General features: G+C 47.2%; 14 protein-coding genes and 1 pseudogene. 7 read left to right on the top strand and 8 right to left on the bottom strand.

Annotated elements, in window-relative coordinates:
- Positions 1–98 precede the first annotated feature (98 nt).
- Entirely contained in the window at positions 99–305 is a 207-nt protein-coding gene (locus tag V7P87_RS08630) for a YheV family putative zinc ribbon protein (RefSeq protein WP_260658376.1), read from the top strand.
- A 107-nt stretch (positions 306–412) separates the two neighbouring features.
- On the opposite strand, the gene V7P87_RS08625 is transcribed toward V7P87_RS08630, so the two are convergent.
- Together V7P87_RS08625 and V7P87_RS08620 are read right to left on the bottom strand one after the other, a co-directional pair.
- Complete coding sequence (locus V7P87_RS08625; protein ID WP_296297967.1) at positions 413–646, bottom strand: SlyX family protein; 234 nt, start codon at positions 644–646, stop codon at positions 413–415.
- Positions 647–648: 2 nt separating this feature from the next.
- A complete protein-coding gene (locus tag V7P87_RS08620) occupies positions 649–1,626 on the bottom strand; it encodes a WD40 repeat domain-containing protein (protein WP_333797078.1) in 978 nt (325 codons plus the stop codon).
- Positions 1,627–1,724: 98 nt separating this feature from the next.
- Between V7P87_RS08620 and V7P87_RS08615 the strand changes: the two genes are divergently transcribed.
- The gene (locus V7P87_RS08615; protein ID WP_333797077.1) at positions 1,725–2,492 is read left to right on the top strand and encodes an FKBP-type peptidyl-prolyl cis-trans isomerase; all 768 of its coding nucleotides are present in this window, start codon (positions 1,725–1,727) and stop codon (positions 2,490–2,492) included.
- Between the two features lie 86 nt (positions 2,493–2,578).
- On the opposite strand, the gene rsd is transcribed toward V7P87_RS08615, so the two are convergent.
- Complete coding sequence (rsd, locus tag V7P87_RS08610) at positions 2,579–3,067, bottom strand: sigma D regulator (RefSeq protein ID WP_296297961.1); 489 nt, start codon at positions 3,065–3,067, stop codon at positions 2,579–2,581.
- A gap of 146 nt (positions 3,068–3,213) precedes the next feature.
- On the opposite strand from rsd, the gene nudC reads away from it, so the two are divergent.
- The 3 genes and pseudogenes from nudC (at position 3,214) to V7P87_RS08595 (ending at position 6,692) form a co-directional block, all read left to right on the top strand.
- Positions 3,214–4,017, top strand: a complete 804-nt coding sequence (gene nudC / locus V7P87_RS08605) for an NAD(+) diphosphatase (protein WP_333797076.1) — start codon at positions 3,214–3,216, stop codon at positions 4,015–4,017.
- Between the two features lie 288 nt (positions 4,018–4,305).
- Positions 4,306–5,382, top strand: coding sequence for a uroporphyrinogen decarboxylase (gene hemE / locus V7P87_RS08600; protein ID WP_333797075.1), 1,077 nt, complete (start codon positions 4,306–4,308; stop codon positions 5,380–5,382).
- 117 nt (positions 5,383–5,499) lie between these two features.
- Positions 5,500–6,692 (top strand): annotated as a pseudogene (locus V7P87_RS08595) (IS3 family transposase).
- 43 nt (positions 6,693–6,735) lie between these two features.
- Here V7P87_RS08595 and V7P87_RS08590 read toward each other — a convergent pair.
- The 3 genes from V7P87_RS08590 to V7P87_RS08580 all read right to left on the bottom strand — a co-directional run bounded on the left by V7P87_RS08590 (position 6,736) and on the right by V7P87_RS08580 (position 10,916).
- Positions 6,736–8,100, bottom strand: coding sequence for a TonB family protein (locus V7P87_RS08590; protein ID WP_333797074.1), 1,365 nt, complete (start codon positions 8,098–8,100; stop codon positions 6,736–6,738).
- A 125-nt stretch (positions 8,101–8,225) separates the two neighbouring features.
- Entirely contained in the window at positions 8,226–9,653 is a 1,428-nt protein-coding gene (gene sthA, locus V7P87_RS08585) for a Si-specific NAD(P)(+) transhydrogenase (RefSeq protein ID WP_333797073.1), read from the bottom strand.
- Between the two features lie 123 nt (positions 9,654–9,776).
- Entirely contained in the window at positions 9,777–10,916 is a 1,140-nt protein-coding gene (locus tag V7P87_RS08580; RefSeq protein ID WP_333797072.1) for an acyl-CoA desaturase, read from the bottom strand.
- Between the two features lie 98 nt (positions 10,917–11,014).
- On the opposite strand from V7P87_RS08580, the gene fabR reads away from it, so the two are divergent.
- Positions 11,015–11,623 (top strand): HTH-type transcriptional repressor FabR, encoded by a 609-nt coding sequence (gene fabR, locus V7P87_RS08575; protein WP_296297948.1) that lies wholly within the window; start codon positions 11,015–11,017, stop codon positions 11,621–11,623.
- Here the strand turns inward: fabR and trmA are convergent.
- Positions 11,613–12,707, bottom strand: coding sequence for a tRNA (uridine(54)-C5)-methyltransferase TrmA (gene trmA, locus V7P87_RS08570; RefSeq protein ID WP_333797071.1), 1,095 nt, complete (start codon positions 12,705–12,707; stop codon positions 11,613–11,615). The genes fabR and trmA overlap by 11 nt on opposite strands.
- Before the next feature lie 165 nt (positions 12,708–12,872).
- Here trmA and murI point away from each other — a divergent pair, with 165 nt between their 5' ends.
- On the top strand, positions 12,873–13,658 hold the full coding sequence (gene murI, locus V7P87_RS08565) for a glutamate racemase (RefSeq protein ID WP_333797070.1): 786 nt from the start codon (positions 12,873–12,875) through the stop codon (positions 13,656–13,658).
- 1 nt (position 13,659) lies between these two features.
- Here the strand turns inward: murI and V7P87_RS08560 are convergent, their stop codons facing one another.
- The gene (locus V7P87_RS08560) at positions 13,660–14,160 is read right to left on the bottom strand and encodes an RNA recognition motif domain-containing protein (RefSeq protein ID WP_333797069.1); all 501 of its coding nucleotides are present in this window, start codon (positions 14,158–14,160) and stop codon (positions 13,660–13,662) included.
- Between the last annotated feature and the right edge of the window lie 248 nt (positions 14,161–14,408).

The following is a 14,408-nucleotide window of genomic DNA, read 5'->3' as shown; positions in this document are numbered from 1 at the left end:
GACATCAGGCCAGACGATTTGGGCTGCTAATGTAATCCGATCGGCCACACAAACCAAGAGTTTCGCTGATTTTTGCCTGTTTCGAGGATGTAAAAACCATGACCACCCGGAAGAAAAAACGTTTTATCGCAGGAGCCACCTGCCCCAAATGTAAGGCAGTGGATACCATGTCGCTGTTTCTTGAGCATAATGTGGAAAAAGTGGAATGTGTCAGCTGTGGTTATCAGATGGCGCAGCCTGAATCTCAGGTGGAACGGCTGGCGCGGGAAAATGAAACTGTAATTGGGGTGTTTAAACCTGAATAAAGTGCTACCGGCCAGTTCGCTCTGGGTGGCCGCAGCGGGCGCCCGGCGGCTTTAATAGCCTGCAAGGCGCTACCTCCATTGTGGGCTGCATCCATTAGCTGCGCCAATTAATAGTGTGGTGGTGGTGGCTCTTCGTGTGGTCTTAATATACCGCTGTCCGGGCCGCCCTGCAGTTTTTCCGCCAGCATCAGCACCTGCCGCTGCAGTTTTTCTATCCGCTTCTGGTGTTCTAATAATTCGGTATGCAGTTGATGTAATGCATCATCCTGAAACGCCAGTTTGCTCTCTAAATCAAAAATTTGCGTTTGCAGTTGTTGTTCAGTGGGTGTCAGTGCACTCATGGTTAAAACTCCCATAGTTCCGCCAGACCACTGGAACTTTCCGTCAGGATCCGGTCGGGTGCCATAAAAACGGCATCATATACCACGGCGCTGGGTGGTTTGCTACCCGGAAAAGCGCTGACTTGCCAATCTTTCACCACTTTGCCGGTGTTGACATCCCAGACAGTAACACGGCGAGACGCCGAGCCTGCGACCAGATAACGACCGTCGTCGCTAAAACGGGCTGTGGTAAAAACCCGGCCTCGGCCCAGTTCCAGTTTTTGTTTTAGTTTGCCGGTGGTTAAGTCCCAGATACTGGCTTGTTTTTGGCTGTCGGCGGTAAAAGCCAGGGTGCCCTTCTGGTCCAGCGCCACTTTAGTTACACGGGTTGGATGGACAAAAGTCTGCAGAATTTGTGCAGTCTGGGTGTCCCACAAATAAGCTTTTAAATCGTTGCCGCCGGTCAGTGCATAACGGCCATTCGGTGATAAGGCCACAGTATTTACTTTTTCGCTATGGCCTAAAAACTCCAGCCGGCGACCGGTTTTTAATGTGATGTGTTGTACTTTGCTGTCGCTCTGGGCAATTAACAGCTGAGTGCCGCCCTGAGAAACCGCAATATCCCGCACTATAGAGGTAGGTAAGGACCAGAAACCGATGTTTTTTCCATCCGTCATTTGCCACAACGACAGGTTTTTGTCGTCTGCGGTAAGCAGATGCTGGCCATCCGGGCTGAACGCCAGATAACTGATAAAGTTTTCAGTTGGACTTTGCTGACTTAAGCGGTATTTGGCTGTTTGGGTTGTTAAATCCCAGACCACCACACCTGAGGTCAGGCTGGACACTGCAGCCAGTTCAGCTGAGGTTGAGATAGCGGCAGCTACAGTGCCATGAGATGCATGTTCAGTGCTTGAAATGGCTTTGTTTTGAACTTCTGAGCAGGCGACCAGCCAAAGGCTGAGAAAAATGCCTAGATATTTCATTCTATGTGTTAACGTCATCAGCACAAATCTGTAGTATAGGCATGGTTAAAGGTTAGTCCTTTATTACTATAACAACACACTTTTGCAGCGAAGTCTGCAGTTTATTGGAGAAACAAATGCGCTTATTGACCAAGGTGTCGCTGATTGCCGCCGCCATGATTTCACTGTCTGCCTGTCAGAAAGAAGCTGCTGCGCCAGCTGCACCAGTACTGGATACAGACGCTGCAAAACAATCTTACGCTATGGGTGTTTCAGTAGGTAAGTACCTGAACAGCGCTGTAGAAGAACACAAAAAGTTAGGCCTGCCATTAGCTGCTGACACTATGGTTCGTGGTGTACAGGACTCTCTGGCTGGTAAAGCTGCGCTGACTGATGAAGATGTGCAGAAAATCATGACTGCTCTGGACGAACAGTTCCGTGCAAAACAAGCTGAAGTAGCCAAAGCTAAAGCTGCTGAAACTATTGCCAAAGGTGAAGCTTTCCTGGCTGAGAACGCCAAAAAAGAAGGCGTCAAAGTGACTGAATCGGGTCTGCAGTATGAAGTCATCACTGCGGCTGACGGTCCAAAACCAAAAGCTGAAGAAAAAGTACGGGTGAAATACAAAGGTACTTTTATTGACGGCGCAGAATTTGACAGCACGGACAAATCAAATGGCGGCGAGCCAGTTGAGTTCCAGTTAAATCAGGTGATTCCAGGTTGGACTGAAGGCGTACAGTTAATGGGCGTTGGTTCTAAATTCAAATTTACCATTCCTGCTGCTTTAGGTTACGGAGACCGTGATGTTGGCCCTATCCCGGCAAACAGCGTTCTGCAATTTGAAGTTGAGCTGTTAGGCATTGTGGCTGACGAAGCTGCTCCAGCCGGCGAAGCTGCAAAAAAGTAGTGATTGCCACCCCGTATAAAACGGATTAGTAGACACAAAAAAAACCGCCTTCACCGGCGGTTTTTTTATCGGCTATCTGCTGCTGTTCAGGCCGATACCGAACCTTTGCTGTGTTTATTGTGCAAGGTTTGAATTAATTCGTCTTCCAGACCAAAGCGTTCTTCCAACGCCTGACCCAAAGTTGACAGGTCGGCATCAAAACCACTGAAGTGATGGTCTGAGCCAGTTTCAGCATATTTGTCATTAAATTCCAACGCTACATCTGTAGAGGCAGCAATTTTCGGGTATAAGGCTTTTGCCAGTGATTTACTGTCGCTGCCGTTTTCCTGACATTGTGACACTATCTGGTCATATACTTCAAAATGGCCAGCTGAAAGATAATCCATCAACAACTGACAAAACCCCAGAATAGCGTCCTGAGACGGTAACTGATTGTCCTGCTGTTTATCAAAGGGCGGTAAAGCCGCCAATTTACAATAAGATACGATCAGTTGTTGCCGCTCTTCCAGCCAGTTATCAATAGCGGTTGAAGTACCGCCCCATTGTTGTCGAGCTGTTTGCAGACGGGTATACATAACCATATCCTTGCTTAATTAAATTCGGCTTATACCGCTAATAAAAAGAATTCCGCACTAAAGATCAACTACTTTTTGATTGGTCGGCTCAGTATTTCCCTTTATGATGACAGCCAGCATCCGGAAGTTGTATTGGTACAAGCACAATGAAAAGTCATAGTCTGCAGCTGAAACATCATGATCAGGGCTATTGGTTTGTGGTGAATCGCGGCAAACTGAAATTGACCACAGAGTCCCTCAGTATTCCCTTTGGCGCCTGGCAACAGCAGCAGGTGAACGATCCTGAGATGATTTGTCATATAGGGCAGTGGCAACAACAACCCTGTTATCTGGTGGTCAGCAACGACCAGCAACCAGAGTCAGAACAATGGCATAGTCCCCGCGCTTTATTGGAGCAGCCAGAGTCAGTGTGGTTTGAGCTGGCTTCCAGAGCTGTGCAATTAGCGCTGTTTTTACAGACACATAGGTATTGTGGTCAGTGTGGCAGCAAAATGCAGCTGGTGAGCTGGGAGCTTGCGATGTTATGCCATAAATGTGGCCATCGTTGTTATCCACGGATTTCACCTTGTGTGCTGGTTGCTATCTGTAAAGGACAACAAATTCTGTTGGCACGCTCAAAGCGGCATAAACCGGGCTTTTTTTCCATTTTGGCCGGTTTTGTTGAATCCGGTGAAACGCTGGAACAGGCTGCAATGCGCGAAGTGTATGAAGAAGTGGGGATCCGGATCCATAATCTGCGTTATGCTGGCAGTCAGCCCTGGCCTTTTCCGCATTCATTGATGACAGGTTTTCTGGCCGATTATCACAGTGGTGATATTGTGTGTCAGGAAGATGAAATTGAAGACGCGGGCTGGTTTGATTTTGCTGCGTTGCCGGACATACCGCCGGTACAAACTTTGTCTGGCCGGATGATTCGTCAGTTGCAGGCGGAAACTTCAGCGGATGAATAAATAATCACAATAGGCTGCGCATGCGGGTATTTTGCGGCTAATAATACAGCTGAAAAATAACAAATAAAAAAGCCACATAAGTGGCTTAAGTAGTTGTTTATGGGCCCGTAGGTGCGAGCTCTTATTTTTAGATTTCTTCACTAGCGCGACGATTTTATAACAGAAGCTTTTTCACGCCGCAAGAGTAAATGTGCAGATAAATGCAGAAAAATTCATTAAACAGCAAACATAGTGTCATCTTCACTATGCTGTTAAAATAACTCAACACAGCTTAATGGTAGAGCCAAGATGGAATTAAAAAACGATCGTTACCTGCGCGCCCTGTTAAAACAACCGGTTGACCGCACCCCAATCTGGATGATGCGCCAGGCTGGCCGTTATTTGCCTGAATACCGGGAGATCAGAGCCAAAGCCGGCGATTTTATGTCATTGTGTAAAAACCCTGAGCTGGCTTGTGAAGTCACTTTACAACCACTGCGCCGTTATCCGCTGGACGCTGCCATTCTGTTCAGCGATATTCTGACCATTCCGGATGCGATGGGCATGGGGTTGTATTTTGGTGAAGGTGAAGGCCCTAAATTTACCAAACAGCTGAACGATTTTATGGATGTAGTGCAGTTGCCTGTGCCGGACCCTGAAGTCGAATTAAAGTATGTAATGGATGCTGTGCGCACCATTCGCCGTGAATTAAAAGGTGAAGTTCCGCTGATTGGTTTCTCCGGTAGCCCATGGACTTTAGCCACTTATATGATTGAAGGCGGCAGCAGCAAAACCTTCTCAAAAATCAAAAAGTTGATGTACAGCGAACCTGAAGTTGTGCACATTCTGCTCGATAAACTGGCACAAAGTGTGGTGTTGTATCTGAATGCGCAAATTGCCGCCGGTGCCCAGTCGGTGATGATTTTTGACACCTGGGGTGGGGTGTTAACACCTAATGCCTACCGCGAATATTCGTTAAGTTATATGCAGCAAATTGTTGAAGGTTTGACCCGTCAGGCCGATGGCCGTCCTGTGCCCGTGACTTTATTCACCAAAAACGGCGGTTTGTGGCTGGAAGATATTGCTGCCACTGGCTGCGACGCTGTAGGTTTGGATTGGACCATCGATATTCGCCATGCGCGTAACCGCATTGGCGATAAAGTTGCACTGCAAGGCAATATGGACCCCGCCATTCTGTTGGGCTCACCCGAACGTATCCGGCTGGAAGTACAGGCCATTCTGGACGGCTATGGCCAGGGGTCAGGTCATGTGTTTAACCTGGGTCATGGTATTACGCCGGACGTAGACCCGGAAAAAGCCGGTATTTTTATTGAAGCTGTGCAATCATTCAGCCGTACTTATCATATGAATACTGATATTGTCTGATGCTAATTTGAGTGTGCATACAGTAAAAAAATAAAGGCGCCAACGGCGCCTTTATTGTTGTTTGTGCCCCGCCCTAAATAACGTTGACGCTTTTTATTCTGAACCATGGAGAGTGTCATGAATTCAACAACAAAGCGTACACAAAAAGATTCTTCCCTTGCCTTTAAATTAGCGATGGTGATGCAAGTTGAAAAAAGGCGAGTTGACCTACAAACAAGCACAAGACCGTTAAGGTAGTCCGGGTAAAAGTACCGTGTTGGTTTGGCTTCGTAAGTGGGGTAAGTTAGATTGGAGTGCAGGTATATCGCCTTTTCATCCCTGGGGCATTTCTATGTCAGAACCTTCACCACTTACGTCAGAGCAGCGAATTAAAGAGTTGGAACAATAACTTGCAGATACAAAACAAGATGCAGAGTTCTTTGAAGCTGTGGTTGAAGTGCTTAAACGCGAATATGGAGTCAGCCTGGTAAAAAAGCCTCGAGGCAAGTCATCGAAGAAAAACGGTTAGATGGCTTCACAGCCAGACCATGTTGCCGGTATTTGCACCTGAGTAAGCAGGCGTATTACCAGCAGCGATAGCGCGATAAGTGTGTTGCCGTGACTGAACATCAGGTGCTGATGTTAGTAAAAGCGGAGCGGGTGTTGCAACCGAGGATTGGTAAGTGCAAGTTGCAATATCTGTTGCAACAATGCCATTAACTTCAGATTGGCCGCGATAAACTGTTCAGCTTATTCAGAGAACACCGGCTGTTGGTTCCGACTAAAGGTGCTTATCACAAAACAACCCAAAGGCATCACCGCTTTCACTGTTATTCAAAGCCGGACCGGACAAAATCACGCCTTCAGGACCTGAGCAGGTGTGGGTTGCGGACATTACCTATTTATCAGTGGCCAAAGGTGAAGCTTATCTGAGCTTAATTACCGATGTATGCTCGAGAAAAATCATCGGATATCACGTGCATAACAACCTTCAGGCAGAGAGCGTGATGCAGGCATATCGCCAGGCACCGAAACAACGACAGCAAAAGCAACAGCCACTGATACATCATGCAGACCGCGGCATTCAGTATTGTTCGTCCCCGTATCAAGCGCTGCACACACGTTATGGCGTCACGTGTTCGATGGCGGATGGTTATGATGGTTATCAAAATGTGTTGGCATAGCGGATAAATAGTATTCTGAAGAACGAATATCTGTTGGTGAAACCGGAAAATATTGAACAAGCGATGCGAGTGGTCGACGAGTCCGTTCGTATCCACCCCCTTGTACTAAAATACAAAACGCCCGATGAAGTGCATCGGGCGTTTTAATGACCTAAGGGTCAACTTATTTCAGGACTAGTCATTGTGCTGCTTATTTAGTGTCAGCTTGCACCTGGCCCCGGTAATCGTTTAACAACTCACGGTAGTTTTCAGTGGCCCAGTTCCGTGCTTCTGCCGCAGCAACGGCCTGTTCCAGCATTTCTTCACCACGTTCCTGTTTGCCTTGTTCAATCAGGGCGATACCAATAGTCGACAGCAATTTTGGATTATCTTCGTCTTGTTCCAGCCCTTGTTCTGCCAATTGAATAGCACGCTCAGCATTACGCAGTTTAGGATTATCCGACATGGCCAGTAAGGAGGCGTATTCCACTATAGCGGGCACATAATTTTTAGCAGCAGCGCTTTCCAGATAACGGGCTGCGCGCTCCGGGTCAAACTGAATATTGTCGCTGTCGAGCAATTGGTGCGACAACAAATAACTGGCTTGCGGGTCGCCGTCTGCAGCTGCATAAGTCAGCCAGTTAATGGCTTTGTTGCTGTCTTTATCACACAGGCTGCCGGTAAGCAGACATTGGGCTACGGTAAACTGTGCCGGTGCATATCCATTAATAGCGGCTTTTAAATACCATGGCAGTGCTTTCTGGCCTTTCACCAGTCCTGCCTGAGCGATCAGGCCAAATTTATACTGGTTGGCTGCTGAGTCTGCTTCTGCGGCTTCCCGAATGGCAGCGATATATTCGTTGTTTTCGCGTTCAAATTTACGAGATGCTGTGACCAGTTTATCCAGATTGAATACATGAATTTGATGATCCAGCCGGATGGCATCCCCATATGAATTGCGTGGTGGGGTAAAGGTCCAGTTTTTCATCGCATCCAGTGCGTATTTATCAATAGCGCCCGCCGGGAAAGACAATGCAACTTTGGCGTTTTCAACCCGGCCGTTTTCATTAATGTCGTAAGTGACAACAGACCAGGCAGCAATACCACTGCGCGGGAAGTGGTTAGGATAATCTGGTTTATCCTGCTTCAGTGGCTTTACCACTGTGGGCTGGCGATACACCTGGTGGATAGTTGGATACAGGTTACTTTTGAGTGCCAGAGCACCGTACTGACCGTTAATCTCAGTAAAAGCCTGTTTACCGGCACGGCGTGATTCTAACTTACCGCGCAGTTCGACATATTTTTCAGCAGCGCCAGGCTGAGACAACCCCTTGGCCGTCAGTGCCCAGGCATAAGCTTTATTTAAGTCAGCTTCGGTGCCTAAACCTTCTTCATAACATTGAGCCAGCAGAAGCTGTGCCTGCGGATGGCCGAGTTGCGCCAGAACTTGTAGCTGTGGCATCGCCTGTTCGTAGTTTTTATCCTGAAACAGTTTGTAAGCACTGCCAAAATCGGCGAGGGCTGAACTACTGAACCCGACAGCAAGCAGATAACAGCATAAACGCATCAGAAACATGCCCGAACTCCCTGGAATTTTTTATGGTGTTTTTTTCGAGTGTACAACGGTTTATTCGACAAAACAAAACAAAAACGGCGCAATTTTGCGCCGTTTTTAGCAATATGTTGCTGAAAGCTATGGTTTTAGAACAAACGGTTTAAACCGTTCATTGCGGCCACGCGGTAAGCCTCTGCCATGGTCGGGTAGTTAAAGGTAGTGTGTACAAAATACTCGACATTATTGCCGCCATTGGTTTGCATCATAATGGCCTGACCAATGTGGACAATTTCGGCTGCTCTTTCACCAAAACAGTGAATGCCGAGAATTTCTTTGGTATCGCGGTGAAACAATAATTTCAAACTGCCCACATTAGTGTTGGCAATTTGCGCGCGTGCCAGATGTTTAAACTGGGCGCGGCCCACCTCATAAGGAATTCTGGCGGCAGTCAGTTGCTGTTCGGTTTTACCCACTGAGCTCATTTCCGGTATGGTGTAAATGCCAACCGGAATGTCTTCTATCAGCTGCATCGGACAATGGCCATGGATAATAGCGTTACCGGCAATTCGGCCCTGATCATAAGCGGCACTGGCCAGGCTTGGATAACCAATCACATCACCCACAGCGTAAATATTCGGCACTTCAGTCTGATAATTGTGGTTCACTTTCAGCTGACCACGGCTGTCGGCTTTTAAACCAACAGCGGCCAGGTTCAGAGTGTCTGTGTTCCCGGTGCGGCCATTAGCAAACAAAATACAGTCCGCTTTCATCTTTTTACCTGACTGTAAATGCAGAATCACACCATCTTCCAAACCTTCAATAGATTCAAACTCTTCACCGTGGCGAATGGTCACACCTGAGTTCCAGAAGTGATAACTCAGGGCATCAGAAATTTCGGTATCCATAAAAGATAACAGGCGGTCGCGGGTATTCACCAAATCGACCCGGACGCCCAAACCACGGAAAATGGAGGCATATTCACAACCAATTACACCGGCACCAAAAATAATGATGTGCCTTGGGTCGTCTTTCAGCGACAAAATGGTATCGCTGTCAAAAATATGCGGATGGTTAAAGTCTACATTGGCTGGCCGGTAGGGTCTCGAACCTGTCGCCAGAATGATAGTTTCGGCAGTGATTTGCCGATCAGGGCCGTTGGCTGGTTTGATATTAATAGTGTGGGTATCAATAAATGAAGCTTCACCGGAAAACACTTCGACTCTGTTGCGATCATAAAAACTGCTGCGTAGCCGCACCTGTTTACGAATGACACCAGCCGCATGTTTTAATATTTGTGGAAAAGTCAGGTTCGCGGACTGATTTTCCATCTGAAACAGCGGGTTTTCATTGTATTCAATAAAACGGCTGACCGAATGACGCAGGGCTTTGGAAGGAATAGTGCCCCAATGAGTGCAGCCGCCGCCAACTTGTTCATGGCGTTCCACCACCGCCACTCTTTTACCACTTTTGGCCAGGTTCATGGCTGCACCTTCACCACCAGGGCCTGTGCCGATAATGATGGCGTCATACTGATATTGTGCTTGAGGTTTGACAGAGCTTGATTTGGCAGGCACAGCAGATCCCTATTCTGGTCTAATTATCTGAGCTTTGATGATAGCAGCATCGTTTACAGATGTTGAAGCAGAAAAGGCAACTTGCGTTGCCTTTTCATCAGGAAAATCAGCGCTCTGGCCGACTTATGCGTATTGCTGAATAAAACTTTGCCACTGGCGTTGTTGTTGTAACCAGTTTTGTTTCATTTCCTGGTATTGCTGGCGGATATCAAAGTCATTGTATTGTTGCAGCAGTTGCGCCTTTTTCTGTTGCAGTTGATCTTTTTTCTGCTGGTATAACTGCTTTTGCACTGAATAATACGCCTGCATCCGCTCCAGTAATAAAGCATATTCCTGTTCCATTTTCGCCAGCAACAGCTCTGCATCCGGCAAGAGTTTGGCTTTGGCCTGGGCTCTTTTTAATTGCATCAGTGCTTTTGCTTTCATAATACGGTCTTCAGGGCAAACTTTCAGATTGCGGGTTAACCCCAGCCAGGAACAACTTTTAATCAGCCACTTGGTTGGGTCAAACTGCCACCAGCGAATGCCATTGCGATAGTCATATTCAAAAATATGGTGGAAGTTATGGTAACCCTCACCATAAGTTAAAAATGCCAACACACCGTTATCGCGGGCGCTGTTTTCATCCGTATAAGGCTGTTTGCCCCAGATATGCGCCAACGAATTAATAAAAAACGTAAAGTGATGGCTCAGCACCAAACGCAGCACACCCACACTTAACAACATGCCGAGGTAGCTGTCGGTTAAAAAACCTAACAACAGCGGAATGCCAAAGTTGGTCACAATAGTCAGTAATAAATAATGTTTGTGCTGAAACATGACGATGCTGTTGTTTTGTAAGTCCCGCACATTGCTGTAGTCGCTGTAACGCTGGCTTTGATATTCCCTGAGCATCCAGCCGATATGACTAAACCAGAAACCACGTTGGGCTGAGTAGGGGTCTTTGTCATTCTGGTCGACAAACTTATGATGCACCCTGTGATCGGAAGACCAGTGTAAGGCGCTGTTTTGCAGTGCAAAAGCACCGCCAATGGCAAAAAACCACTGTAAAACCGGATGGGCTTCATAAGTTTTGTGCGCCCAGAGCCTGTGATAACCGGCAGTAATAGACATACCGCAGTAACCGAGGCACAAAATAGTGGCAACTATTTCCAGGGTGGTAAAACCAACGGTCAGGGCGTAATAGGGCACAGCAATAGCTGAAATTAAAAAAGTAATACTAAACAGCAGGACATTGGTCCAGATAATAGGTGGTTTTTGCATTTATAGGTACATTTGGCTTACATCTGTAAGCTAATTTTACTGTGCAATTGCAGCGGGTCAAGGTATAAAATGCCAAACATCAGATACAGGGAGGCATTGTGACCAGAGCTCAACAAAAAGAACGCACCCGCCGCGCTATTATTGATGCTGCTTTTGCGCAGTTAAGTCCGGATAAAGGTTTTTCCAGCCTGAGTTTACGCGAAGTTGCACGCGAAGCCGGTATAGCACCAACTTCTTTTTACCGTCATTTTGCCGATATGGACGAGCTGGGTTTAACTCTGGTTGATGAAGCCGGTTTAATGTTACGGCAGTTATTGCGTCAGGCCAGGCATCGTATCGAAAAAAATGGCAGTGTCATTCGCACTTCTATTGAGACTTTTATGGAGTTTGTGGTCGGCAACAGTAATGTGTTCCGGTTGTTATTGCGCGAGCGCTCTGGGACTTCAGCGCCCTTTCGTCGTGCTGTTGCCCGCGAAATCCAGCACTTTTGTGCAGAACTTGCGGATTACCTTAGAAAGGAAACAGCTTGTCCGGATGAGTTTGCCCAGGTGCAGGCGGAGGCGATGGTGACGCTGGTGTTCCATGCCGGCGCAGATGCGCTGGATGCCAGCCCGGATTTACGCTTGCAAATTACCCATAAAACCATAACCCAACTGCGCTGGCTGGCGCACGGCGCAGCGGGTTATGGCCGCAGGCCTAAAGAATAATTTTCCTAAGCCAGACACCACATTCAATGTGGTGGGTGTAGGGGAACTGGTCAAACAGCGCAAACTTCTGTACCTGATGGGTTTTACACAGAGTTTGCAGATTGTGCGCCAGCGTTTCCGGGTTGCAGGAAATATACAGGATATCGTCAAAACGGCTGACCAGTTGCTCTGTGGCCGGATCCAGACCGGCGCGCGGTGGGTCCACCAGAATGGTATTAAGCTGCAGGCCTGCTAAATCGATGTTTTTTAACTGCAGCCCCTGAGACAGGGCCGCACTGACATCTTCGGCAGACATCTGTAACACCCGCACATTGTTGATCTGGTTGAGTGCAATATTGTATTCAGCGCAGCGAATGGAAGATCTGGCAATTTCAGTGGCAACCACCTGATCAAAATAAGGAGCCAGCGCCAGCGAAAAATTGCCATTGCCACAATAGAGTTCCAGTAAATCACCGCGCAGGTTTTTGGCAATATCACAAGCCCACCCCAGCATTTTCTGATTCACTTCGCCGTTGGGCTGGGTAAAGCTGTTTTCAATTTGTTGGTAGTGCAGTTGTTGCTGTTGTACCTGCAAGCTTTCAATCACAAAGTCACGATCAACCAGGATTTTTTGCTTTCGCGCTCTGCCAATAAAATCCACCTTATATAAAGCAGCAAATTCAGCTTTCAGTGCGGCAGCTTCGGCTGCCCATTCTGGCGGGATCGGCTTTTTATAAATAAGTGACACCACCAGTTCACCACTTAAAGTGGCCAGGTAGTCAATCTGGTATAAACGGTTACGCAACAGGGGACGTTGTTTTAATGCCTTAAGCAGCACCGGCATAAAATCAGCAATGGTGTTACAGGCTATCGGAAAATAATCAATCCGTTGTTTGGTTTTGGTCTCTGGATCAAACATGATGTGAAACATGTCATCGCCTTCGTGCCAGATCCGGAACTCAGCTCTTAAGCGGTAATGCGCGGGCGCTGAGGGAAAAACTTCGGCTTGCTCAACACCAAAAGGGGCGAACAGCTGTTGCATGGAATCTGCTTTCTCCGACAGCAATGTCTGATATTGTTCCGGAAAAACCTGGCCTAATTGCATAATATGCCCCTCGCTGAAAAAAGCGGCCATTCTAAGAGGTTTTGCCTCAAGATCCAATGAAGTGCCACTATATATATGTAGTCCCGCTTCATCAGGCGCAATTTAATTTGCTGCTCTGCGCTCTGGCTTCTGGCAAAATAATGGCTTGTAGCCGGAGGGGATCAAATGCGGATTGGTTTTATCGATAGTGGTGTTGGTGGCTTAAGTGTTTACCAGCAGGTACAGCAGCAGGTGCCGGCCGACTACATCTATCTGATGGATAACAAATATCTGCCCTATGGCGAAAAAAGCGAAAGTTTTATTCAGCAGCGTCTGTATCAGTTGTCACAACATCTGATAGAGCTGGGTGCTGAGTTGATAGTGATAGCCTGTAATACCGCAACCACTCAGGCAGTTGAATTTCTGCGCCAACACTTTTCCATCCCTTTTGTTGGTGTTGTGCCCGCTATTAAACCTGCGGCTGTGTTAAGTCAGGGCAAAGGTTTTGCAGTACTGGCCACACCGGCAACGGCCAATGGGGAATATATGGCAGGTTTGATCCGTCAATTTGCCCCCAATGACAGCGTGATTAAATTTGGCAGCAGTGAACTGGTGCGTTTAGCCGAAGACAAAGTCTGGTATCAGCAGGATGTAAGTCAGCAAGTCAGTGACATTTTGTCGGTTAGCCCTATTGCCGATCAGGAGGCTGACATTGTGGTGTTAGGTTGTACTCATTTTCCCTTTCTGGCGGAAGAAATTAAGCAGGCTTTGCCGCGCGCAACAGTGTTGCTGGATACAGGTGAAGCGATAGCAAGACGGGTAAAGCAGTTAGTTGGGGGGCAGTCTTTGGCCGATACGCAGTATCAGCATTGTTTTATCAGTACCAGAGCGCTTAATGAAGTGCAAAGCGAGAGGCTCAAAAAGCTCGGCTTTGACCAGCAACAGTGCTGGCCAATGCCGATTTCGTTGTAGCTTATTCTTCGCCGTCTTCGTTATCCTGACGTTCTTTGGCTTCGCGCACTTTTAAAGTGCGGCCTTCAAATTCGAAGTCATTCAGCTTTTGGATCATTTTGTTGGCATCCTTCGCCGACACTTCAACAAAACCAAAACCACGGCGCCGGCCTGTTTGTCTGTCTTTCATCAAACGAACATTGACCACCTGACCTGATTGCTGAAACAACTCACGCACGGCTTCTTCATTTGCACGGTAAGGTAAATTACCTACATATAAAGTGGCAGTGTCGCCTGTTGCGGTTACAACAGCAGCTTTGTTATTCGTTTTGTTTTCGGATGTAGCAGCTAAAGGTTTGGTTTCAACCAGGATGGGAACCAGAATACCGGCAATAATGACACCGATCGTCATTGCTACACCGGCAGCGGGCAATAGATCAGCAGGAAGAAAATAAGTAACAAGGTATACAAGGATGGCAAGTGCCAGGGTAAAAGGTAAAGAACGGCTTAAACTTGATGACATAAGTGATTCCTAAATACATGAGAGTGAAAAGATACTGAGAAAAACAAACTACTTATAGTAGTCAAAAGCTATCTTAACCAGTCACTATCACTTCGCCAACAGATAAAACTCAGAAAAACCAATGGTTTTTGCAGCAAAAATGCGCATAACGTGCGTTTTATAAGCAAACGAGTTGAAATCTGCAAAAAACTACAAATTCACGCTTGCGCCATTTCAAAAACGCCCTATAATGCGCGCCATGCCGACGG

The organism is Rheinheimera sp. (genome assembly GCF_036782235.1).
GTDB lineage: Bacteria > Pseudomonadota > Gammaproteobacteria > Enterobacterales > Alteromonadaceae > Pararheinheimera.
The sequence above is the reverse complement of the archived record's forward strand: the minus strand, read 5'-3'. Positions and strand labels throughout refer to the sequence as shown.